Origin of the sequence: Streptosporangium canum, assembly GCF_900113865.1 — a bacterium.
GTDB classification, from domain to species: domain Bacteria; phylum Actinomycetota; class Actinomycetes; order Streptosporangiales; family Streptosporangiaceae; genus Streptosporangium; species Streptosporangium canum.
Map to the genome: position 1 here is coordinate 199,749 of NZ_FOQY01000009.1, position 19,859 is coordinate 219,607.

The window sequence follows — 19,859 nt, forward strand, 5'->3', positions numbered from 1 at the left end:
GGGCAACCGTCGGCTAGGGCTGGAACGCCGAAGGGCCGTGCCGCAGATCGCGGCACGGCCCTTCCGGACTGGCGGAGGATAGGAGATTCGAACTCCTGAGGGGTTGCCCCCAACACGCTTTCCAAGCGTGCGCCCTAGGCCAACTAGGCGAATCCTCCGTGGAGAAGCTTACCGAACTTTCAGGACTGTGCAGACCATGTTTTCGGGACCCCGAGCACTCCGTTCAGAGGCTAGACTGTGCCAGGACCCCTCGCGCGGCGTCATCCTGTGAACCTCCCCAGGGCCGGAAGGCAGCAAGGATAAGCAGGCTCTGGCGGGTGTGCGAGGGGTCTCTTCGTTTCAGGCCCCTCGCAGGTGGGAGCGTCGCATGAGTCTTGCGCTCTACCGCAAGTACCGGCCCGGGACCTTCGCGGAGGTCAAGGGACAGGAGCACGTCACCGAGCCGCTGCGGCAGGCGCTGCGGAGTGGCCGGATCAACCACGCCTACCTGTTCAGCGGCCCCCGAGGGTGCGGCAAGACCTCCAGCGCCCGGATCCTGGCCCGCTCCCTCAACTGTGAGAAGGGCCCGACCCCCGACCCATGCGGGGAGTGCGAGTCCTGCGTGGCGCTGGCTCCCACCGGCCCCGGCCACCTCGACGTCATCGAGATCGACGCCGCCTCGCACGGTGGCGTGGACGACGCCCGCGACCTGCGCGAGCGGGCCTTCTTCGCGCCCGTGTCGGCGCGCTTCAAGATCTACATCATCGACGAGGCGCACATGGTGACCCGCGAGGGTTTCAACGCGCTGCTCAAGCTCGTCGAGGAGCCCCCTCCGCACCTGAAGTTCGTCTTCGCGACCACCGAGCCCGAGAAGGTCATCGGGACGATCAAGTCCCGGACCCACCACTACCCGTTCCGGCTGATCCCGCCCACGGCGCTGCGCACCCTCATGGAGGAGATCCTCACCTCCGAGAAGGTCCCGTTCGAGCCCGCCGCGCTGCCGCTGGTGGTCCGTGCGGGCGCCGGGTCGGCCCGTGACTCGCTGTCGATCCTCGACCAGCTGTTCGCCGGGTCGGACGAGGCGGGCATCACCTACGCCCGCGCGGTCTCCCTGCTGGGCTACACCGACGGCGACCTGCTCGACGACGTGGTCGCCGCCTTCGCCGCCCGCGACGGCGCGCAGGTGTTCCAGGCCGTGAACCGGGTGATCGAGGGGGGGCACGACCCCCGACGGTTCGCCATGGACCTGCTGGAGCGCTTCCGCGACCTGGTGATCCTGGCCAACGTGCCGGAGGCCGCCGGCAGCGGGCTGCTCGACAGGCCCGCCGACGAGCTGGAGCGGCTCCAGGCGCAGGCCGCCTCGATGGGACCGGCCGAGCTGACCCGCGCCGCGGAGATCTTCAACGCGGGCCTGACCGAGATGCGCGGGGCGGCCTCGCCCCGGCTGCTGCTTGAGCTGATGTGCGCCAGGACGCTGCTCCCCGGAGCCGCGCAGGGCGAGGCCGCGCTGCTGAGCAGGCTGGAGCTGCTGGAGAGGGGCGGCGCCGCCCCGGCCCCGGCGGCCTACGCGGCCCCCGCCCCGGCCGCCCACACGGCCCCCGCCCCGGTGATCCACGCGGCCCCGGCGGCCCAGGTCCCGCCGCCCGTGCCGCCTGCCGCGGGTACGGCTCCCGCCGCTCCCGCCGGGCAGTCGCGCCCCCAGGGGGACGGCGACTGGCCCGCCGCGGCCCGCCCCGGCGCTCCGGCGTCCGAACCTCAGGTCCAGCAGGCGCCCGGCGCTCCGGCCGCCGCACCGGTCTCCGGGGCCGGCGGCGGAGCCGTCCAGCAGGCATGGCCGCAGGTGCTCGGGGTGCTCAAGCAGCGCAGCATCGTCGTCTGGGCGAACGTGAACACCAACGCCCAGGTCGTCGGGGTCGAGGGCAAGGTCGTCACCCTCGGGTTCACCCAGGTCGGCGCGATGCGCAACTTCACCGGCGGCGGCAAGGACGCGGTGGTCGCGGCGGCGCTGCAGGACGTGCTGGGCGGCAACTGGAAGGTCGAGGCCGTCGTTTCCAGCGGCGGGGGGCCCGCCCCGTCCGGCGGCGTCCGTCCTCCGGCAGGGCCGCCCCAGAGCCCACCCCCGCCGCGCCAGGAGCCCGCTCCCAGACCGGAGCCCGCGCCGGCCCCGGCTGCTCCGGCTGCTCCGGCGGCACCGGTGGCACCGGTGGCTCCCGCCGTTCAGGAGGCCCCGGCCCGTCAGGCTCCGCCCGCCACCGACGAGTCCTGGCCGGACGCGCCGCTCCCGGACGATCCCGGTTCGCCCCCCGCCCCGAGCCCCGGCCTCGCCGCCGCCCGCTCGGCGGCCAGGGCCGCCGCCCAGTCGGGCCCCAGGGCCGCCGCGGGCGGCAAGTCGGCCTGGCCGGACGCGGTGCCCGGCCGCAAGCCCGCCGTCGAGACCGACGAGGTCGACCCGCTCAACGACGCCGACGCCGACGCCGACGCGCTCAGCGGAATGGCTCTGCTCCAGCGCGAGCTCGGCGGCCAGATCATCGGAGAGATCGACCACACCTGACGGGCGTCCCGCCTCGCGGGCACCGGCGGGGGTTTAGCGCCCGTCCCTGGGGAACACGTGCTCACGCCAGTACAAGACCTGGCCGGAACCCCGTAGGCTCGTGACGACTGATGTCACGGACGAGGAGCACACGACGGTGAACCCAGGGGATGTCAACCTGCAGCAGCTGCTGGAGCAGGCACAGCTCATGCAGCAGCAGCTTGTGAGCGCCCAGCAGGAGCTGAACGACGCGGAGGTCGAAGGCTCGGCGGGCGGCGGACTTGTCGTGGCCACGGTCAACGGCGGCGGCGAACTGCTCGAGCTGAAGATCAGCTCTGATGCGGTCGACCCCGGTGACCCCCAGGAGACGGCCGACACCATCGCCGACCTGGTCATCGCCGCGATCCGGGATGCGGTGCGCGCCGCAGCCGACCTCCAGCAGGAGAAGCTCGGCCCACTCGCACAGGGGCTGGGAGGCGGGAGCGGGCTCGGCCAGCTGCCCGGTTTCTGAGTCATGTACGAAGGGGTCGTCCAGAACCTGATCGACGAGCTGGGGATGCTCCCCGGCGTCGGTCCCAAGAGCGCGCAGCGGATCGCCTTCCACCTGCTGGCCGCCGAGCCGGCCGATGTGAAGCGGCTCGCCCACGCCCTGCTGGAGGTCAAGGAGAAGGTCCGCTTCTGCCGGGTCTGCGGGAACGTCGCGGCCGAGGAGGAGTGCCGGATCTGCCGTGACGTCCGGCGCGATCCTCACGTGATCTGCGTCGTCGAGGAGTCCAAGGACGTGGTCGCGATCGAGAAGACCCGCGAGTTCCGGGGCCGCTACCACGTGCTCGGCGGGGCGATCAGCCCGATCGACGGAGTCGGCCCCGACGACCTCCGGATCCGCGAACTGATGACACGCCTGGCCGACGGCCAGGTGACCGAGCTGATCCTCGCCACCGACCCCAACCTGGAGGGGGAGGCGACGGCGACCTATCTCGCCCGTCTGGTGAAGCCGATGGGTCTGAAAGTCACACGACTGGCCAGCGGCCTGCCCGTGGGCGGTGACCTCGAATATGCCGACGAGGTCACCTTGGGCCGCGCGTTCGAAGGAAGGAGGCTGCTGGATGTCTGACGCATGGGGTGCTCTCGCGGAACGGATCGCCGAGCACGCGGAGAACTACATCGACGGCCTGACCCGGCTGGCCGGTGGCGAGGGCGGAGACGCCATCCTGCCGTTGCTGCTGGTGGAGGTGGCACAGGTCAGCTCGGCGGGCGCCCAGCTCGGCGCCAGCCAGGACGTGATCCTGTCCGGAAACTGGGAACCGCACCTGAGCGAGGACCCGGACGTCGACGTCGTCCGTACGACCCTCGCCGAGCGGTTGGGCCCGGTGGACGACTACGCCGAGGTCTTCGACCCCTACAAGGACACCGCGGTCACGCCGTACCGGCTGTCGGACGACCTGACCGCCGTGGCCGCCGATCTCATTCACGGTCTCCGGCACTATCAGGCGGGCCGCCCGCTGGAGGCTCTGTGGTGGTGGCAGTACTCCTACTTCAACACCTGGGGCAACCACGCCGGAGCGGCGATGCGGGCCCTCCAGGCGCTCGTCGCGCACACCCGTCTCGATGTGGCAGAAGAGCGCACAATGGTGTGATTGTCCACATGCTGGGCCGGATCAGGGGTGATCTACCGGAGCGCCAGTAGACTGTGAGCTCCACAGCCCTAGATTGCTTCGGAGACATCTCGTGGCGCTCGTTGTTCAGAAGTACGGTGGTTCGTCCGTCGCCGACGCGTCCTGCATCAAGCGGGTCGCCCAGCGGATCGTCGCGACGAAAAAAGCCGGCAACGACGTCGTGGTGATCGTCTCGGCGATGGGCGACACCACCGATGAGCTGCTGGATCTCGCCCAGCAGGTCTCGCCGCTGCCGCCGGGCAGAGAGCTCGACATGCTGCTGACCTCCGGTGAGCGCATCTCGATGGCGCTGCTGGCGATGGCGATCGCCAACCTGGGGCAGGAGGCGCGCTCGTTCACCGGTTCCCAGGCCGGTGTGATCACCGACTCGTCCCACGGTCGCGCGCGCATCATCGACGTCACGCCCGGCCGGATCCGCGGGGCCCTCGACAGCGGCCAGATCGCGATCGTGGCCGGGTTCCAGGGCGTCTCCCAGGACAGCAAGGACATCACCACGCTCGGCCGGGGCGGTTCGGACACGACCGCCGTCGCACTCGCCGCCGCTCTGAGCGCGGACGTGTGCGAGATCTACACCGATGTGGACGGCATCTTCACCGCCGATCCCCGCATCGTCCCGGTGGCCCGCAAGATCCCTCAGATCTCCTACGAGGAGATGATGGAGATGGCGGCCTGCGGTGCGAAGATCCTGCACCTGCGCTGCGTGGAGTACGCTCGCCGTTTCAACGTGCCGATCCACGTCAGAAGCTCGTTCAGCACCAAGGAAGGCACGTGGGTCGTCTCCGACCCCGACAGTGAAGGAACAGAGATGGAGCAGCCCATCATCTCCGGCGTCGCGCACGACCGGAGCGAGGCCAAGATCACCGTTGTCGGGGTGCCCGACAAGGTCGGCGAGGCTGCCACGATCTTCAAAACGCTGGCCGACGCCGAAGTCAACATCGACATGATCGTGCAGAACGTGTCGGCGGCGGCGACCGGTCGGACGGACATCTCCTTCACGCTGCCCATGAGCGACGGCTCCACGGCACTCACCGCACTGAAGAAGATCCAGGAGCGCATCGGGTTCGAGTCGCTGCTCTTCGACGACCAGATCGGAAAGGTCTCGCTGATCGGCGCGGGCATGCGCTCGCACCCCGGCGTCACCGCGACGTTCTTCGCCGCCATCGCCGACGCGGGCGTGAACATCGAGATGATCTCCACCTCGGAGATCCGCATCTCGGTGATCGTCGGGCAGGACGAGGTGGACGCGGCGGTCACCGCCGCGCACCACGCGTTCAATCTCGACGCCGACCAGGTTGAAGCTGTGATCTACGGAGGTACCGGCCGATGAGCCGCAAGCCCACCCTTGCCCTGATCGGTGCGACCGGTGCCGTCGGCACCGTCATGCGCGACATCATCTCCACCCGGGAGGACGTCTACGGCGAGATCAAGCTCGTCGCGTCCGCCCGGTCGGCAGGCAAGATCCTGCGGGTCCGCGGGGAGGACCTGGTCGTCCAGGAGCTGACCCCCGAGGTCTTCGACGGCGTCGACATCGCGATCTTCGACGTGCCGGACGAGGTCTCCGCGGTCTGGGTGCCGGTCGCCGCCGAGCGCGGCGCGGTCGCCATCGACAAGTCGGGCACCTTCCGGATGAACCCCGAGGTCCCGCTGGTCGTGCCGGAGGTCAACCCCGAGGCCGCGCGCAACCGGCCGCTGGGCGTCATCTCCACCCCCAACTGCACCACGCTGTCGATGATGGCCGCGATGGGCGCGCTCCACGAGCAGTACAACCTGCGTGAGCTGGTGGTCGCCTCCTACCAGGCGGTCTCCGGCGCGGGCGTGGCCGGTTCGGCCCGTCTCTACGACGAGGTCGAGGCCCTCGCGGGCGACCGGACGGTCGGGCAGACCGCCGGTGACGTGCGCAAGGTCCTGCAGAACAAGCTGGGCGAGGCCGAGTCGCCGTTCCCGGCGCCGGTGGCGTTCAACGTCGTGCCGTGGGCGGGGTCGCTCAAGGACGGCGGCTGGGCCTCCGAGGAGATCAAGCTCCGCAACGAGTCCCGGAAGATCCTCGGGATCGACGACCTGAAGGTCTCGGCGACCTGTGTCCGCGTGCCGGTGATCACCACCCACTCGCTGGCCGTGCACGCGACCTTCGAGCGTGAGATCACCGTCGCCGACGCGCACCGGATCCTGGAGGCCGCGCCGAGCGTGGTCGTCATGGACGACCCGGCCAACGGCGTCTTCCCGACCCCGGCCGACGTCGTCGGCACGGACCCGACCTACGTGGGCCGTGTCCGCCAGGCGCTCGACTTCCCGAACACCCTGGACCTGTTCGTCTGCGGTGACAACCTCCGCAAGGGCGCGGCCCTGAACGCGGCCGAGATCGCCGAGCTGGTCGCGGCCGAGTTCGCGTAGCCGCCTCTCCGCCCCACGGGGCGGAATCCGCCTTCCGGCCGTACGGCGGCGCAGGTCGCCGCCGTACGGCCGTCGCGTGCGGCCCCGTGCCGGAACGCCCTCGTACGGCTCCCGTCCGGACGGCCGTGCCACGGCCTCCGGCCGGGACGTCGCGGTGCGGTTCCTCCGGCTACCGTCGTACGGCCTGCCCGTGGCGATGCCCGCCGTACGGACTCTGGTTCGGGTGTCGCGGGGGCGGGGCGCCACGGGGTCCGGCGGGGCGGCCGGGGGAGGCGGGACGGATCTTCGGGTCTCCGCGTGGTCCGTGGACGCCGCCGGTGTCAGCGGAAGAGAATGTCCCAGTGATCGGACTCGCGGGCGTACACGGTCCCCGAGTCCCGGTAAAGGGGGGCTCCGTCTCCGCGGATGCCGTCCAGGACGTGCTCGCGCGTGATGTAGCGGTTGATGCAGTCGTTGGGCTTGATGTCCAGCTTGTAGCCCCGGTGATGGCTGTAGCGGCCGGGAGCGTGGCCGACCTCGGTGCCGCCGGTGACGACGACCGGGCAGCCGCTGCGCTGCTTCAGCGCGATCACGTCGGTCACGGTGGCGGCCCGCACCGCCTCCAGCGAGGTGCAGGTCCTCACGCTGCGGTCGGTGCACCCCCCGGACGACTTCCAGCGCAGACCGGCCTTCCGGAGCTGCTGGGTGGCCTGCACGTGGCCGATCCGGATCGGCTGTATCGGATGGCTGGACGCCGCCGCCTCCGTTCTCGACGTGGTTCCCGCCTCCGCTCCCGCTTTCGTCTTCGTCTTCGTCTCCGCCCGCGTCTTCGTCTCCGTCCGGGTCGCCGTCTCCGTCCGGGTCGCCGTCTCCGTCTGGGGCGCGGTCTCCTGCCGGTACGGGCTCCGGGCGGTGGCCAGGACGTCGGCGTCGTAGGTCCCGGTGACCGCGGTCCGGGCCCCGGCGGGCCGGATCGCCGAGACCGGCACCGAGGCCCGCACCGAGGTCGTCGCGGCGGTCGACGAGCGCGGCGCGTCGGCCGCCGCGGCGTCGTGCGAGGCCGACGCGATGAGCGATATCTGCAGAGCCAGCAGTGCTCCGGCGGTGAGCCGGGCACGCCTCTGTTTACAGGGACGTGTCCCCATCGTTTTATCCCTTGTGACGGGAGCCCTCCCACCAGAAGGATCAATCCCACTTTGGAACCGGTATGACCCCTCTGGGAGGCGGGATTTTGCCCTGGAATGGTGATCATCGTGAGCAGCGATGACCTAACGGCGTCATGGGTCGTACAGTGACGAACGTGGCCGAGCCGACCCAGAGAAGCAGGGGATCAGACAAGACCCGCGAAATCATCGTGGAGACGGCCTTGCGGCTGTTCCGCGAGCGCGGATACGAGGCCACCACCATGCGGGCCATCGCCGCGGAGGCGGGGGTCTCGGTGGGCAACGCCTACTACTACTTCGCCTCCAAGGAAGCCCTGATCCAGGCGTATTACGACCGGGCGCAGACCGAGCACGAGGCCGCCTGCGAGGAACTGCTGGCCACCGAGCGGGCCTTCGCGCCGCGGCTGGGCGGGGTGCTGCGGGAGTGGGTGCGCGTCTCCGAGCCCTACCACGAGTTCGCGGTGAAGTTCTTCAAGCACGCGGCGGAGCCGAGCAACCCCCTCAGCCCGTTCAGCGCCGAATCGTCGCCCGCCCGGGAGTCGGCGATCGCGATCTACCGCAAGGTGGTGGAGGGGTCGGCGGACCGGATGGACGCCGAGCTCAGGGCGGAGCTGCCCGAGCTGCTCTGGCTGATGTCGATGGGGGTCGTGCTGTTCTGGGTGCACGACACCTCGGAGGGGTGCCGGCGGACCTACCGGTTCATCGAGCTCAGCGTGCCGCTGGTGGACCGGCTGGTCGGGCTCTCCCATCTGCCGGGCCTGCGGGGGATCGCGCGGGACTTCATCGCGGGGGTTCACGAACTTCGCGCGTGACGTCCTGGCGAACCACGAGAATTCGAGTAACGAACACATTACCCTCGGTAGTTACTTTGGTGACGAGTTCGAGGGAGTCTCATGGGCTGGGTAACGGTGCTGGTCGTGGCGGCTGTCGCGATCATGCTGATCGCGCTTCTCGTGCTCAGGCGGAGGGGCAAGGCGGACGAGGGCGGCGGTTCCGGGTCGGTGGACTTCTCCGCCAACCTCGCCCTCGCCGTCTACCTGCTGGTGCTGGCCTACGCCGCGGTGCTCTGCCGGGACGCGCTCTCGACGGCGCAGACCGACGTCCAGGCCGAGGCGGAGACCCTCACCGAGATGTACTGGTCGGTGGCGCCGATCCCCGAGGCCGCGCCGATCCGGGCCCAGATCCGGGACTACGCCGCCAGGAGCGTCGACCTCGACTGGCCGCTGATGGCCGAGGGGCAGCTCTCCCCGATCCCCACGCGGATGCTCGAGGACATGCGGGCGGCCACGATCCGGCTGCGGCCCGTCGGCGAGGAGAGCAAGAACCTCCAGCAGGACGCGCTCAGCCATGTCTCCGAGGCCGCCCACGCGCGCGCCGTCCGCGCCGACGACGCCGACGCGGGCCTGGAGAGCATCTTCGTGATCTCAATGATCATCTCCGGGCTGCTGGTGATCGCGCTGCCCTGGACACTCGGGACGAAGCCCACGCTCCCGTCGGTCGTCGGCGACGCCGTGAGGGTGGGCGTGGTCGTCGTCGGCATCGGGTTCATCATGCTGATCAGCCACCCCTTCGCGGGGCTGGGCGCGGTCGGGCCCGACGCCTTCAAGGCGGCGCAGACGCAGTACGACCAGATCGACGACCGGTTCCCGGTGCAGTCGGCGGCGGAGTAGCGGACCCTCCGGTCACCTGGAAGCCCGCCGGCGGAACGTCCGCCGGCGGGCTTCCGCGTCCGCTACCCGCGTGTCCTGGCGGTCAGCGCGGTGACCGCGGTGACCGGGATACGGAACGTCCGCCGACGGGTTTCCGCGTCCGCTACCTGCGCGCCTTGGCGTTCAGCGCGGAGACCGCGGTGACCGAGATCACCCCGGTGAAGACGACCAGGATGACCAGCCTGCGGTCGGTGCCGCGGCGTCGTTCGGCGTAGCGGTCGAGCACCAGCTGCCGCTTCACGACGCCGGGGGCGGCGGACGGCACGACCGGCCGGGGGGTGGGGGTCGGGGTCGGGCTCGGCGTGGGGACGGCCTCCGGCGGGACGGCGGGCTGGTAGGGCCGGGGTCTCGGCTGCGGGGGCGGCTCCACGGGCCGGACCACGGGTGGCCGGGGGGTGGGCGGTTTCGGGGGCGTGGGGGGCGGGGGCGTCGTCGGATACGGCGGCTCGGGCGCGGTGGGGTATCCCGGGCCGGGATATCCCGGCTCCGACGGATATTCCGGCTCGGGCTCCGGATCCTCCGGTTCGGGCTCGTCGGCCTCAGGCGCGGTCCTGAGGGCCGTCCTGGGGGTGGCGGCGGGCGCCGGTGCGGGATGGGGGGCCAGGCCCGCGCACAGCCGCACGGCGATCACGGGCGGCGGCCCGCCGATCTCGGCCGCCAGGCAGTGTCCGGAGGGATCGCTCCCGTCGCCGGCCGCCGCCGGGGCGCCGGCCGCCACGGACGCGGCCGTGCATGCCGCCAGGACCGCCGCGCCGAGTATTCCCTGTCGTCGTCTCATGCGCCGCTTCATCGTCACTCAAACGTTCTAACACCTGACGCATGGTGATGATGGGGTAAGTGGGGATGCGGTAAAGATCGTTCCCTGTTTGCATACCGTCCGGTTGGTACGGTCAACCTATTGACGGCCCCCCGATCGGGTACGGCAAGCTACATCAGAATATCGTTCTGGACGGCGACCATGGATCATGGAGGCGCGGATGACTACCGGCGCACGCTGGGGGATGACGGTCCCCTTCTACGACCGCACACTGGCCGCCTCCCGGGAACTGGTGGCCGAGCTGCCCGCACTCGGCTACACCGACGTCTGGTCCGCCGAGGTCAACGGCGTCGACGGCTTCGTGCCGCTGGCACTGGCCGCCGAATGGGCCCCCGGCGTACGGCTCGGCAGCGCGATCGTCCCGGTCTCCACCCGGGGGCCCGGCCTGCTGGCCATGTCGGCCGCCACCCTCGCCGACCTCGCCCCGGACCGGTTCGTCCTGGGCATCGGAGCCTCCTCCCCGGCCATCGTCGAGCGGTGGAACGCCGGTGAGTTCGTCAAGCCGTTCGCCAGGACCAGAGACACCCTGCGCTTCCTGAAGAAGGCCCTCGCGGGGGAGAAGGTCACCGAGAGGTATGAGACGTTCGAGGTCAAGGGCTTCAGGTTGGAGCGCGCCCCCAAGGTCCCGCCGAAGATCGTGCTCGCCGCGCTGCGGCCCCGCATGCTCCGGCTGGCCGCCGAGGAGGCCGACGGCGCGATCACCAACTGGCTCTCGCCGCAGGACGTCCGCAAGGTCAGGTCCGAGATCGGGCCGGACACCGAGCTGATCGCCCGGCTGTTCGTGTGCGTCAGCGAGGACGCGGAGAAGGTGCGGGAGCTCGGCCGGCGGATGCTCGCCGGCTACCTGACCGTCCCGGTCTACGCGGCCTTCCACGACTGGCTGGGACGCGGTGAGGTGCTGCGGCCGATGCACGAGGCCTGGGCCGCCGGCGACCGTCCGGCGGCTCTCAGGGCCATCCCGGACGAGGTCGTGGACGCGCTCATCGTGCACGGCGACGCGGCGACGTGCCGGGCCAGGATCCGCCAGTACGTGGACAACGGGCTGAGCACCCCGGTGCTCGCCCCGATCCCCGGCGGTGGGATCCCGATCGCGCAGGCCGTACGGGATCTGGCCCCCACGGGGGAATGACGCGGCGCGCCCGGGGAACCCCGTCCGGAGGGCACGCGTTATATCGTGAGACGGCAGGGTAGGGGGCCGTCAGACCACGGTGCTCCCGAGGAGGTTCCCCCATGGCGAAGGCGGCACGTGCGGCACAGGCCTGGCGGACGTACAAGAACGTGACGGAGCCGGGCTCCCCCGGCCTCGGCGCCCGCCTGCGAGCCATCCCGAAGCTGATCGGCGCGGTGACGCGCGGGCAGTATCCCGGCATGGGCAAGGGCAAGCTGGCCATGATGGGCCTCGGCGTGCTCTACATCCTCTCGCCGATCGACATCGTCCCGGACTTCCTGGTGCTCATCGGCGTGGCGGACGACTTCGGCGTCTTCCTCTGGCTGATGGGCTCGCTGCTCGGGGAGAGCGGCCGCTACGTCGACTGGGAGCGCAAGCAGGTCAGAGCTTTTCCATCCTGAGCCAGGCCCGGGAGGGCAGCGGGTGGCCGAACAGGCGGGCGGCGTTGCCGTAGGCCACCCTGGCGATGTCGGCGGGCGGCAGGCTGCCCAGGTTGGTCGCGACGGCCTTCTGCGTGTCGGGCCAGGTGGAGTCGGAGTGCGGGTAGCCGCTCTCCAGCAGGACGTGCTCCAGGCCCACGGCGAGGCGCACCCCCGACAGGGCGTGGTCGTTGAGCGTGCCGAAGAAGAAGTTGCGGCGCAGGACCTCGCTGGGCTTCAACCCGCCCTCCCAGGACGCCTCGCCCGCCACCGGATGGTCCAGGGCGTAGTCGGCCCGTTCGGCCAGCATCGGCAGCCAGCCCACGCCGCCCTCCACGATCAGGATCCGGAGCGCGGGGAAGCGCAGCGGCACGCCCGACCAGAGCCAGTCGGCACAGGCGAACATGGCGCTCGCCGGCATCAGCGTGGTGATCGCCTCGATCGGGGTGTCCGGGGAGGGCACCGGGGCCCAGGAGCCCGCGCCGGCGTGCAGGCAGACCACGGTCCCCGTCTCCTCGCAGGCCTGGAAGAACGGGTCCCAGTGGTCGCTGTGGATGGACGGCAGGCGCAGCCGCGTGGGGAACTCGGGAAAGAGGACCGCCTTGAAACCGCGGGCCGCGTTGTCCCGGATCTCCTTGGCCGCGGTCTCGGGGTCGGTCAGCCAGGGGAGCTGCAGTGCGATGATCCGCTCCGGGTAGGTGCCCGCCCAGACGTCGACGTGCCAGTCGTTCCACGCCCGCAGGACCGACAGGCCCAGCTCCTGGTCGCGGGTCTTGGCGAAGACCATCCCGGACTGCCCGGCCAGCATGCCGGGGAAGCAGAGCGCGGCCCAGAGGCCGGCCCGGTCCATGTCCTCGATCCGGGCCTCGATGTCATGGCAGCCCGGCCGCATGTGCTCGAACCGCACCGGGTCGAGCGTCCACTGCTCGCGCGGCAGGCCGGCGCCCACGTCGAGCCCGGCGCACGGGTAGGTGGCCCCGCCGTAGCGCCAGACCTGGTGGCCGGAGTCGGTCTCCACCACCTTGGGGGCGAGATCGGCGTATTTCTCGGGGAGCCGGTCCTCGAACATGTCGGGCGGTTCGATCAAGTGATCATCGGCTGAAATGATCACATAGTCCCGCCGCCTGGGCTCGGGGTCGGGCAGCAGCGGCGTAGTCACGCGGTAAACCGTACGTGGCTGGCATAACACTCATCAAGCTGCGAGGTCTCCGCTTGGTATCTCTGTCCGTCTCGGATGGGCCCCGGGACCACCGTCGGGGGAAAGGCAGCGGCCCCGGGGGGCGGACCCGCCTGGAGGGTGCTGCTCGCGGCGGGCCCTGGCATGTGCCCCTACCCGGAGATCGTCCGAATATCGGGATTTTCCAAAAGATGATTCCGGAGAATGGCCGTTACCTCTCCGACCGGCGGCGGAGAGGTCACGGGAAGTGCTTTCGGAATGGTCGTGGTCAATGCCTGTTCATGAGGTAGTAAAGAGAGTGTGACCTCCGACCTCGGCGAGGTGAAGGACGGCTGGCGGATCGCCGGGCTCGTCGTCCGGATCGCGCTGCTGCTGATCCTGCTCGCGGGTGCTCTTGTCGTCGCGCTGAGCTTCGCCCCCTCCACGCGGACGATGGGCGAGTTCCGGGCCGCCGTGGCCGCCGACCGGGTATCCGCCATCGTCTATCGGTCGGGAGGCGAGCAGCGGGAGCTCTACGAGCTGCGATGGTCGGAGGGGCCGCTGGTCTGGCATGAGATCGGCATGGTGCCGGTCCGCGACGGTTCACGGAGCTACACCGTCGTGGAGCTCACGCGCGACATCGCCGGCGGCTCGGCCAATGTGACCCGGCTGGAGAGCCGCTCCGGTGACGGGGGGATCATCCCCGGCTGGCCGTTCCAGGTGCCCCTGCGCGGCTGGGTGATCTGGACCGGCGCGGCCTGGTGGGTCACCGCCCTGATCATGCTCGCCTCGGTCCCCCGGCTGGGCAACCGGTGGGCGTGGTTCTGGCTGTTCACCGTCGGGCAGATCGGCGCGATCGTCTTCCTGCTGCTCGAACCCCGGCCGCTGTGGTCCAGGGCCGGGGAGCGGCCCGCGCCGCGAGGCAGGCTGGACGGCGGGCAGGGATGCCTGGCCTCGATCGGCCTGGGTCTCCTCAGCGCGGCCTGCGCGGCGGGGGTGGGCCGGCTCGCCGGCCTCGTCCTGGGCTAGGTGTGGTGACCGCCGGTGTTCCCCCGGTCCCCGGATCAGGCCTCGACGGGCTGCTCCTGCTCCTGCCCCTGCTTGGCCTTCTCGGCCCTGAGGTCCGCGGCCTCCCTGCGGATCAGCAGCGCCCAGCCGCCGATCGCGATCCCGATGAACAGCCACCACTGCACGCCGTACGCCAGGTTGAGGCCGCCGCCCGCGCCGACGTCGGGCTCGGGCACCGGCGCGGGCGCTACGGCGGCCTCGGGCGACTGCCCGGTCAGCTCCACGTAGCCGCCCAGGAGCCGGTACGGCAGACCCCGGCCGATCGTCTCGGTGTTGATCAGCAGGACCTGTCCCGCGGGAAGGCCCTCCCTGTCGCGGATGCCCGAGGACTCCTCGGTCTCGCTGGGACGTAGCCGGCCGGTGACAGTCACCTGACCCGTGCTCGGCACGGGGACCTCGGGAGGGGCGTCGGCCGTGGCGCCCGCCTTGATCCAGCCCCGGTTCACCAGCACGCCCTGGCCGTTTCCGGTGTCCAGCGGGGTGAGCACGTAGAAGCCGACCACGCTGTCCTGGGTGCGGCGGCGGACCAGGAACTGGTGGGCCGGGTCGAAGGTCCCCGTGGCGGTCACGGAACGGTATTTGTCCTGCGTGCGCACGCTCCCGCCCGGCGTGGTCAGCCGCTCCACGGGCACCGGCGGGGCGGCGAGGTTGCCGGTGATCTGGTGGCTGCTGGTGGACCGCACCTCATAACGCCCGAACTGCCACTGGCCCAGGAACACGAAAGCGGGGATGACCAGCAGGACCACCACGTGAAGGGCGATCCATCGAGGAGTCAGAAGGAACCGGTACACGCTCCCAAGGGTAGGCACCACGGGCACCGCCCTGTCCTCCGAGTAGGTCTTTCGCCGTAGTAGGGTGCCCCGAAGCGCTCGATCGTCGACGTCATGGAAAGTCCGCCGGACGCTCCGGACATCCCACACGGTCGGGGAACGTTCCATGATCTCCGGAGCCCGCGCCTGATGACTCTGCTCCTGTCACCCCCCGTGGTTCCGATCGCCCTGCCCCGTCTCGGGGCGATGCTGCGACACGCCGCCCCCCGGGTGCTGGAGGGGATGATCCTCCCGGTCGCCGTCTTCTACGCCGGGATGGTCCTGTTCGGTCTGTACGGCGCGCTGGCCGTGGCGGTGGCCTGGGTCTACGGCGGGATCGCCTGGCGGCTGGTCAAGCGCAGGCCGGTGCCCGGCACGGTGATGCTGGCCGCGGGGACGATCACGGTCAGGGCGGTGCTGGCCGGCGCGACGGGGAGCCCGGTCCTGTTCTTCCTGCAGCCCTGCCTCGGCGTCTTCTGCGCGAGCATGGGCTTCCTGTGCACCGCGAAGCTGCGGCGGCCGCTGGCGCAGCGGGTGGCGACCGACCTGGTCCCCCTCCCCGAGCACCTGCTGGAGCATCCCCGGATGCGCCGCTTCTTCGTGTGGCAGTCGGTGCTGTGGGGCTGCGCGCAGCTCCTCAACGCGCTGCTGAGCCTGTGGTTGCTGCTCAGCCAGCCCCTGGAGACCTACCTGCTGGTGCGGACCGCGGCGGTCGCGGTGCTGCTCGGCGGTGCGGCGCTGATCTCGGTGCTCAGCCTCCGGCACTGCCTGCGCGCGCTGCAGCGCTGAGGCGGGCGCCGGGCCCGGGGAGCGGGGTGACCTCGCGGGGGCCGGCGACCTGGTGGCCCTCGGCGCAGCGGAAGTGCTGCTCGACGACGGCTCCGCAGCCGCGGTGGGTGAGGATCACCGGCGGGCCCTCCTGGCCGGAGAGATGCCGGTCGCCCCAGTGCATCAGCGCGATCAGGGCCGGGTAGAGGTCGAGCCCCATCTGCGTCAGCCGGTATTCGTCCCGCCGGCGCTGGCCGGGCTCGCGGTAGGGGACCTTGCGGAGCAGTCCTTCCTCCACCAGGCGGGTCAGCCGGGCGCTGAGCACCTGTCTGGGCGCCCCCGTGGCGGCCTGCATGTCGGCGAACCGGCGCACCCCGCTGAACGCCTCCCTGAGCACGAGGAGCGTCCACTTCTCGCCGACGATGGCCAGGGCGCGCTCGATGGAACAGTTTTCCACCCGGAAGGACACGTTGCCGAGGGCCGCCTCACTCATGTCCGCATCGTAAGTCGCCATGGCTCCACCTCCAACGCCACCTAAGTCTAGTTGACATACCCAGGTGTCCGGCGGGACTCTAAGTCCATGATGCGAACTCAGCTTGCGCGGCCGCGCCGCGACCCGGTGCGGGCCCTGCCCGGCGACGGCGTCGAGATCCGGCCGGTGCGGGCGGACGACGAGGAGCGGGTCCGCCGCTTCCTGGCGGGGCTGTCGCCGCGCACGCAGACGCTGCGGTTCTTCACCGGGGTGAACCGTCCGAGCGCGAGCCTGGTCAGGGCGCTGCTCGTGATGGACGAGCGGCGGGACGTGCTGCTCGCCGTACACGGGGAGGTGGTCGTCGGCCACGCGATGAGTTTCAAAGGGGGGCAGACCGACATCGAGATCGCCCTGGTGGTGGCCGACGAGTGGCAGGGGCGCGGGGTCGGCGCCCGGCTCGCCCGGAGACTGCTCCGCCGGGCCGCCGTCGCCGGGGCCCGGACGCTGGGGATGGACGTGCTCGGCGACAACCGCAAGGTGCTGTCGATGGTCCGCAAGGCATGGCCGGAGGCGACCATGAAGGCCTCCTGCGGGGCCGTCGAGGTGACCGCGACGGTGGACCTGTGAGCCTGCGGCGCGGCGGATCCGGGGCCCGGGGGCAGGGCGGGAGGTGTCCTCGCGGTGGGGGCGCTATGATCAACCCGGTCTGAGGCGTCCCCGCGGTATTTGCGGAACAAGGTTCTGTTGCCGCACCATTGACCTTGTGAAGAGTGCCAAGAACGGACGCGACGGCCGTACCCGGATCGTCGAGGGTGCCCTGCGTCGATTCAGCCAGGACGGTGTCTCGGCCACCACGCTGGCCAGCCTCCGCGAGGAGAGCGGCGTCAGCGTGGGGAGTTTTTACCACCACTTCGCCAGCAAGGAACACGTCTTCGGCGTGCTCTACGCCGACACCCTCCGGATGTACCAGGAGGCGTTCCTCGCCGAGCTGCGGCGCCACGAGGGCGCCCGCGAGGGCATCGAGGCCATCGTCGCGCTGCACATGGCCTGGTGCGGCGAGAACCGCGAGCGGGCTCACCTGCTGATCAGCGAACGGCCGCCCAAGCGTGACGAGCCGGGCGGCACCGAGGTGTCGGATTCGCGGCGGGCGTTCTTCAAGCAGGTCTCCGAATGGTGGCGCCCCCACATGAAGAACGGTCTGCTCCAGCCCGTCCACCCGACCATGTGCTACGTGCTCTGGCTGGGGCCCGCCAACGAGATGTGCCGCCTGTGGTTCGCCGGGGCCCACCACCCCACCCAGGAGGAGATAACGGGCCTCTGCGAGGCCGCCTGGCAGAGCCTGCGCCAGCAGCCCGCCTGATCCCGCCGCCGCGCGGACGTCACCGGCCGGCGGGGAGCGACGCGGAGACCGCCGGCGTGAAGGTCTGGGAGCGGTCGGAGCCGCCGCCTGAGTTCTCCGGCCCGGGCGTGGAGGGCCGGGGCCGCCGGGGCCGCCGCCTGAGAGCTCCGGCCCGGGTCGCGGGGGCTCCTCCGGGCCGGAGCGGTCTCAGCGCGCTCCCACCAGCCCGCGCAGCCGGGTGGGGACCCGCCAGACCTCCTTGTCCAGCGAGATGTCCAGCCGCAGGTCCTGGCGACGGCGTCGCAGGCCGGGAACGCGCACCCGGTCGCAGACGTCGAACCTGCCGTGCCGGGGATAGCCGAATCCCAGCTCTCCGGGGAGGACCCGCAGTTCGTCCCGGTTGCCGCACCGCGGGCAGGTCCAGGCGACCAGGTCCATCCCGCGGTGGTAGTCGTGGCAGGCGCGGAAATACTCATCAGGGCGGAAACGGGACTCACAGGCGAAGCATGGGATCAACATGGCGGATCCTTTGGAGCGGGTGACGCAGCTATATATCGCGGCCATAAAGAATTACCGCTCCGTGCTTGAGGTCCGCTTGCAGAACGCTTACGTCGGTCTGTAACAGTCTCATCACTCTGAGCATCGAGAGTCGCCCTTGACCTTGAGGGGGCGCTGGGGCCGCTGGTGCGAAAATGGCCCGGTGAACGATCTGCCTGACCGGCTCAGAGAGCTGCTGCTCGACGCCGGCTACACCATCGACGGCGTCCGCGAGCGACTCGGCGAGGTCGCCGCCACCGCGCTCTCCCGCGAGGAGACGGTGCCCGCGCTGCGCGCCACCCGCGACGGAGACCTCCTCGGCACGCTGATCCGGCTGTGGTGGCTCGGCGTGCCGGTGGACGCCCCCGCGGCCCTCCCGGTGGCCGAGCTGGCCGCCGCGGGCCTGGTGACCGCGGAGGCCGGCCGGATCGCCGCCACGGTCCACCTGCAGCCCTGGGAGACGGGCGGCTACGTCGTCTCCGACCGCAAGGTCAGGCCCGGCGACCCCGCCCTCCGCAGGGACCACGTCGTCGGCGCGGGCGGGGCCTCGGCGAACCTGGCCCAGCTGGTCTCCCGCCGCCCGGTGGAGCGCGCCCTCGACCTCGGCACCGGGTGCGGGGTCCAGGTGCTGCACCTGGCGGACCGGGCCCGGGAGATCGTGGCCACCGACGTCAACCCCCGCGCGCTGGAACTGGCCCGGCTGAGCTGGGCGCTGTCCGGGATCAAGGGGGTGGACGCCCGGCAGGGCTCCCTGTTCGACCCCGTCGCGGACGACCGCTTCGACCTGATCGTCGCCAACCCGCCGTTCGTGATCTCTCCCGGCGGCCGGTTCACCTACCGGGAGTCCGGCTTCGAGGCCGACGGCTTCTGCCGCGACCTCGTACGGCTGGCCCCCCGCTTCCTCGCCCCCGAGGGCACCTGCCAGCTCCTGGCCAACTGGCTGCACGTCGACGGGGAGGACTGGCGGGACCGGGTGGGCGGATGGCTGACCGGCACCGGCTGCGACGGCTGGGTGGTGCAGCGGGACGTGCAGGACCCGGCCGAATACGTGGAGCTGTGGCTGCGGGACGCCGCGGAGCAGGGCACCCCCCGCTACCGCGAACTCTACGACGACTGGCTCGGCTGGTTCGCGTCCATGAACGTCACCGGGGTCGGCTTCGGCTGGATCACCATGCACGACTCCGGCAGCCTCGACCCGGTCGTGCGGGTGGAGGAGTTCGGCCAGCGGGTGGAGCTGCCGGTCGGCGGATACGTGGACGGGGTGCTCGACTCGATCACCCGGGCGCACCGGCTGGCCGACGCGGAGCTGCCGGGCGCCCGGCTCGCGCTGGCCGACGGCGTGCTGGAGGAGCGGATCGGCCCGCCCGGTGCCGAGGATCCGGCGCGGATCATCCTCAGGCAGACCCGGGGGCTGCGCCGCAGCGCACAGGTGGGGACCGTGGAGGCGGCTCTCGCCGGGGTCTGCGACGGCGAATATCCACTGGACCCGCTGCTCGCCGCGATCGCGGAGCTGACCGGGGAAAACCTTGATGACCTGCGGGCGAAGGCTCCCGAAGCGCTCCGCCCGCTGATTGCCGAAGGGTTTTTCCACATATCCACAGGGTGATTCTCCACAGGCTGTGGATATCTTTGCCGATCGGTTGTTGATCGGATGTTGAGCGCCGGGGAGCAGGCTCTGGCTGTGGGCACGGACCCGGGGGGGATGGGACCGTGTCGAGTCCGGCCGGTCGTCAACGTGAGGCGGCCGGCCACCGGGTGACGCACCGGATAACCGGGCCCCCTACGCGTCACCCGGTGGTCTGACGGCCGGCCGGGCACCCACATCCGACTTCCAGGCTCAGAGCGACGGGAACTCCGGTGATCAACCACTTTTGGATGA

The 19,859-nt window shown here is 71.0% G+C and carries 21 protein-coding genes, 1 tRNA gene and 1 other RNA gene; 16 read left to right on the forward strand and 7 right to left on the reverse strand.

The window, feature by feature from the left end; genetic code table 11:
* Positions 1 to 69: 69 nt before the first annotated feature.
* Positions 70 to 158: transfer RNA gene (locus BM085_RS16215), tRNA-Ser, on the reverse strand.
* A gap of 83 nt (positions 159 to 241) precedes the next feature.
* Between BM085_RS16215 and ffs the strand changes: the two genes are divergently transcribed.
* The 7 genes from ffs to BM085_RS16250 all read left to right on the forward strand — a co-directional run bounded on the left by ffs (position 242) and on the right by BM085_RS16250 (position 6,576).
* Positions 242 to 337, forward strand: an RNA gene (ffs, locus tag BM085_RS16220) — signal recognition particle sRNA small type.
* A gap of 30 nt (positions 338 to 367) precedes the next feature.
* Positions 368 to 2,530 (forward strand): DNA polymerase III subunit gamma and tau, encoded by a 2,163-nt coding sequence (locus tag BM085_RS16225; protein ID WP_093887801.1) that lies wholly within the window; start codon positions 368 to 370, stop codon positions 2,528 to 2,530.
* Positions 2,531 to 2,666: 136 nt separating this feature from the next.
* Positions 2,667 to 3,020 (forward strand): YbaB/EbfC family nucleoid-associated protein, encoded by a 354-nt coding sequence (locus BM085_RS16230; protein ID WP_012895658.1) that lies wholly within the window; start codon positions 2,667 to 2,669, stop codon positions 3,018 to 3,020.
* Between the two features lie 3 nt (positions 3,021 to 3,023).
* A complete protein-coding gene (gene recR / locus BM085_RS16235) occupies positions 3,024 to 3,623 on the forward strand; it encodes a recombination mediator RecR (protein ID WP_031158292.1) in 600 nt (199 codons plus the stop codon).
* Positions 3,616 to 4,146 carry a DUF5063 domain-containing protein gene (locus BM085_RS16240; RefSeq protein ID WP_012895656.1) on the forward strand — a complete coding sequence of 177 codons (531 nt, stop codon included), beginning with the start codon at positions 3,616 to 3,618 and terminating at the stop codon, positions 4,144 to 4,146. The genes recR and BM085_RS16240 overlap by 8 nt, the downstream gene beginning before the upstream one ends.
* 91 nt (positions 4,147 to 4,237) lie before the next feature.
* Positions 4,238 to 5,512, forward strand: coding sequence for an aspartate kinase (locus BM085_RS16245; RefSeq protein ID WP_093887802.1), 1,275 nt, complete (start codon positions 4,238 to 4,240; stop codon positions 5,510 to 5,512).
* Positions 5,509 to 6,576, forward strand: a complete 1,068-nt coding sequence (locus BM085_RS16250; protein ID WP_031158287.1) for an aspartate-semialdehyde dehydrogenase — start codon at positions 5,509 to 5,511, stop codon at positions 6,574 to 6,576. Before BM085_RS16245 ends, BM085_RS16250 begins: the two co-directional genes overlap by 4 nt.
* Before the next feature lie 320 nt (positions 6,577 to 6,896).
* Here the strand turns inward: BM085_RS16250 and BM085_RS44440 are convergent, their stop codons facing one another.
* On the reverse strand, positions 6,897 to 7,700 hold the full coding sequence (locus BM085_RS44440; protein ID WP_093887803.1) for a hypothetical protein: 804 nt from the start codon (positions 7,698 to 7,700) through the stop codon (positions 6,897 to 6,899).
* A 155-nt stretch (positions 7,701 to 7,855) separates the two neighbouring features.
* On the opposite strand from BM085_RS44440, the gene BM085_RS16260 reads away from it, so the two are divergent.
* Complete coding sequence (locus BM085_RS16260; RefSeq protein ID WP_245789348.1) at positions 7,856 to 8,530, forward strand: TetR/AcrR family transcriptional regulator; 675 nt, start codon at positions 7,856 to 7,858, stop codon at positions 8,528 to 8,530.
* A gap of 81 nt (positions 8,531 to 8,611) precedes the next feature.
* A complete protein-coding gene (locus tag BM085_RS16265; RefSeq protein ID WP_093887805.1) occupies positions 8,612 to 9,388 on the forward strand; it encodes a bestrophin-like domain in 777 nt (258 codons plus the stop codon).
* Positions 9,389 to 9,530: 142 nt separating this feature from the next.
* Here the strand turns inward: BM085_RS16265 and BM085_RS44445 are convergent, their stop codons facing one another.
* A complete protein-coding gene (locus BM085_RS44445; RefSeq protein ID WP_093887806.1) occupies positions 9,531 to 10,205 on the reverse strand; it encodes a hypothetical protein in 675 nt (224 codons plus the stop codon).
* A gap of 199 nt (positions 10,206 to 10,404) precedes the next feature.
* On the opposite strand from BM085_RS44445, the gene BM085_RS16275 reads away from it, so the two are divergent.
* Both BM085_RS16275 and BM085_RS16280 read left to right on the forward strand, forming a co-directional pair.
* Positions 10,405 to 11,373: an LLM class F420-dependent oxidoreductase gene (locus tag BM085_RS16275; RefSeq protein WP_093887807.1), complete on the forward strand. Its 969-nt coding sequence runs from the start codon at positions 10,405 to 10,407 to the stop codon at positions 11,371 to 11,373.
* Positions 11,374 to 11,474: 101 nt separating this feature from the next.
* The gene (locus BM085_RS16280; RefSeq protein ID WP_093887808.1) at positions 11,475 to 11,813 is read left to right on the forward strand and encodes a YkvA family protein; all 339 of its coding nucleotides are present in this window, start codon (positions 11,475 to 11,477) and stop codon (positions 11,811 to 11,813) included.
* Here the strand turns inward: BM085_RS16280 and BM085_RS16285 are convergent.
* Positions 11,794 to 12,990 (reverse strand): amidohydrolase family protein, encoded by a 1,197-nt coding sequence (locus BM085_RS16285; RefSeq protein WP_012895647.1) that lies wholly within the window; start codon positions 12,988 to 12,990, stop codon positions 11,794 to 11,796. The genes BM085_RS16280 and BM085_RS16285 overlap by 20 nt on opposite strands.
* A gap of 318 nt (positions 12,991 to 13,308) precedes the next feature.
* Here BM085_RS16285 and BM085_RS16290 point away from each other — a divergent pair, with 318 nt between their 5' ends.
* Complete coding sequence (locus BM085_RS16290) at positions 13,309 to 14,016, forward strand: hypothetical protein (RefSeq protein WP_093887809.1); 708 nt, start codon at positions 13,309 to 13,311, stop codon at positions 14,014 to 14,016.
* 35 nt (positions 14,017 to 14,051) lie between these two features.
* Here the strand turns inward: BM085_RS16290 and BM085_RS16295 are convergent, their stop codons facing one another.
* On the reverse strand, positions 14,052 to 14,846 hold the full coding sequence (locus tag BM085_RS16295; RefSeq protein ID WP_245789349.1) for an SURF1 family cytochrome oxidase biogenesis protein: 795 nt from the start codon (positions 14,844 to 14,846) through the stop codon (positions 14,052 to 14,054).
* 168 nt (positions 14,847 to 15,014) lie between these two features.
* Between BM085_RS16295 and BM085_RS16300 the strand changes: the two genes are divergently transcribed.
* Positions 15,015 to 15,653, forward strand: a complete 639-nt coding sequence (locus BM085_RS16300) for a VC0807 family protein (RefSeq protein WP_031158271.1) — start codon at positions 15,015 to 15,017, stop codon at positions 15,651 to 15,653.
* On the opposite strand, the gene BM085_RS16305 is transcribed toward BM085_RS16300, so the two are convergent.
* Positions 15,616 to 16,125, reverse strand: coding sequence for a winged helix-turn-helix transcriptional regulator (locus tag BM085_RS16305; RefSeq protein WP_093887811.1), 510 nt, complete (start codon positions 16,123 to 16,125; stop codon positions 15,616 to 15,618). The two genes, BM085_RS16300 and BM085_RS16305, sit on opposite strands and share 38 nt — an antisense overlap.
* Before the next feature lie 87 nt (positions 16,126 to 16,212).
* Here BM085_RS16305 and BM085_RS16310 point away from each other — a divergent pair, with 87 nt between their 5' ends.
* Positions 16,213 to 16,731: a GNAT family N-acetyltransferase gene (locus BM085_RS16310; protein WP_093887812.1), complete on the forward strand. Its 519-nt coding sequence runs from the start codon at positions 16,213 to 16,215 to the stop codon at positions 16,729 to 16,731.
* Positions 16,732 to 16,867: 136 nt separating this feature from the next.
* A complete protein-coding gene (locus BM085_RS16315; RefSeq protein ID WP_093887813.1) occupies positions 16,868 to 17,464 on the forward strand; it encodes a TetR/AcrR family transcriptional regulator in 597 nt (198 codons plus the stop codon).
* Positions 17,465 to 17,650: 186 nt separating this feature from the next.
* Here the strand turns inward: BM085_RS16315 and BM085_RS16320 are convergent, their stop codons facing one another.
* Positions 17,651 to 17,962 carry a hypothetical protein gene (locus BM085_RS16320; RefSeq protein WP_093887814.1) on the reverse strand — a complete coding sequence of 104 codons (312 nt, stop codon included), beginning with the start codon at positions 17,960 to 17,962 and terminating at the stop codon, positions 17,651 to 17,653.
* A gap of 181 nt (positions 17,963 to 18,143) precedes the next feature.
* Here BM085_RS16320 and BM085_RS16325 point away from each other — a divergent pair, with 181 nt between their 5' ends.
* Positions 18,144 to 19,586, forward strand: a complete 1,443-nt coding sequence (locus tag BM085_RS16325) for a DUF7059 domain-containing protein (RefSeq protein ID WP_093887815.1) — start codon at positions 18,144 to 18,146, stop codon at positions 19,584 to 19,586.
* Positions 19,587 to 19,859 lie beyond the last annotated feature (273 nt).

Bases quoted from the DNA above. Each gene is read 5' to 3' on its own strand.
- BM085_RS16225 (WP_093887801.1), top strand. From the start codon at position 368: ATGAGTCTTGCGCTCTACCGCAAGTACCGGCCCGGGACCTTCGCGGAG.
- recR (WP_031158292.1), top strand. From the start codon at position 3,024: ATGTACGAAGGGGTCGTCCAGAACCTGATCGACGAGCTGGGGATGCTC.
- BM085_RS16240 (WP_012895656.1), top strand. From the start codon at position 3,616: ATGTCTGACGCATGGGGTGCTCTCGCGGAACGGATCGCCGAGCACGCG.
- BM085_RS16250 (WP_031158287.1), top strand. From the start codon at position 5,509: ATGAGCCGCAAGCCCACCCTTGCCCTGATCGGTGCGACCGGTGCCGTC.
- BM085_RS44440 (WP_093887803.1), bottom strand. From the start codon at position 7,700: ATGGGGACACGTCCCTGTAAACAGAGGCGTGCCCGGCTCACCGCCGGA.
- BM085_RS16265 (WP_093887805.1), top strand. From the start codon at position 8,612: ATGGGCTGGGTAACGGTGCTGGTCGTGGCGGCTGTCGCGATCATGCTG.
- BM085_RS44445 (WP_093887806.1), bottom strand. From the start codon at position 10,205: ATGAGACGACGACAGGGAATACTCGGCGCGGCGGTCCTGGCGGCATGC.
- BM085_RS16275 (WP_093887807.1), top strand. From the start codon at position 10,405: ATGACTACCGGCGCACGCTGGGGGATGACGGTCCCCTTCTACGACCGC.
- BM085_RS16280 (WP_093887808.1), top strand. From the start codon at position 11,475: ATGGCGAAGGCGGCACGTGCGGCACAGGCCTGGCGGACGTACAAGAAC.
- BM085_RS16300 (WP_031158271.1), top strand. From the start codon at position 15,015: ATGACTCTGCTCCTGTCACCCCCCGTGGTTCCGATCGCCCTGCCCCGT.
- BM085_RS16305 (WP_093887811.1), bottom strand. From the start codon at position 16,125: ATGAGTGAGGCGGCCCTCGGCAACGTGTCCTTCCGGGTGGAAAACTGT.
- BM085_RS16310 (WP_093887812.1), top strand. From the start codon at position 16,213: ATGATGCGAACTCAGCTTGCGCGGCCGCGCCGCGACCCGGTGCGGGCC.
- BM085_RS16320 (WP_093887814.1), bottom strand. From the start codon at position 17,962: ATGTTGATCCCATGCTTCGCCTGTGAGTCCCGTTTCCGCCCTGATGAG.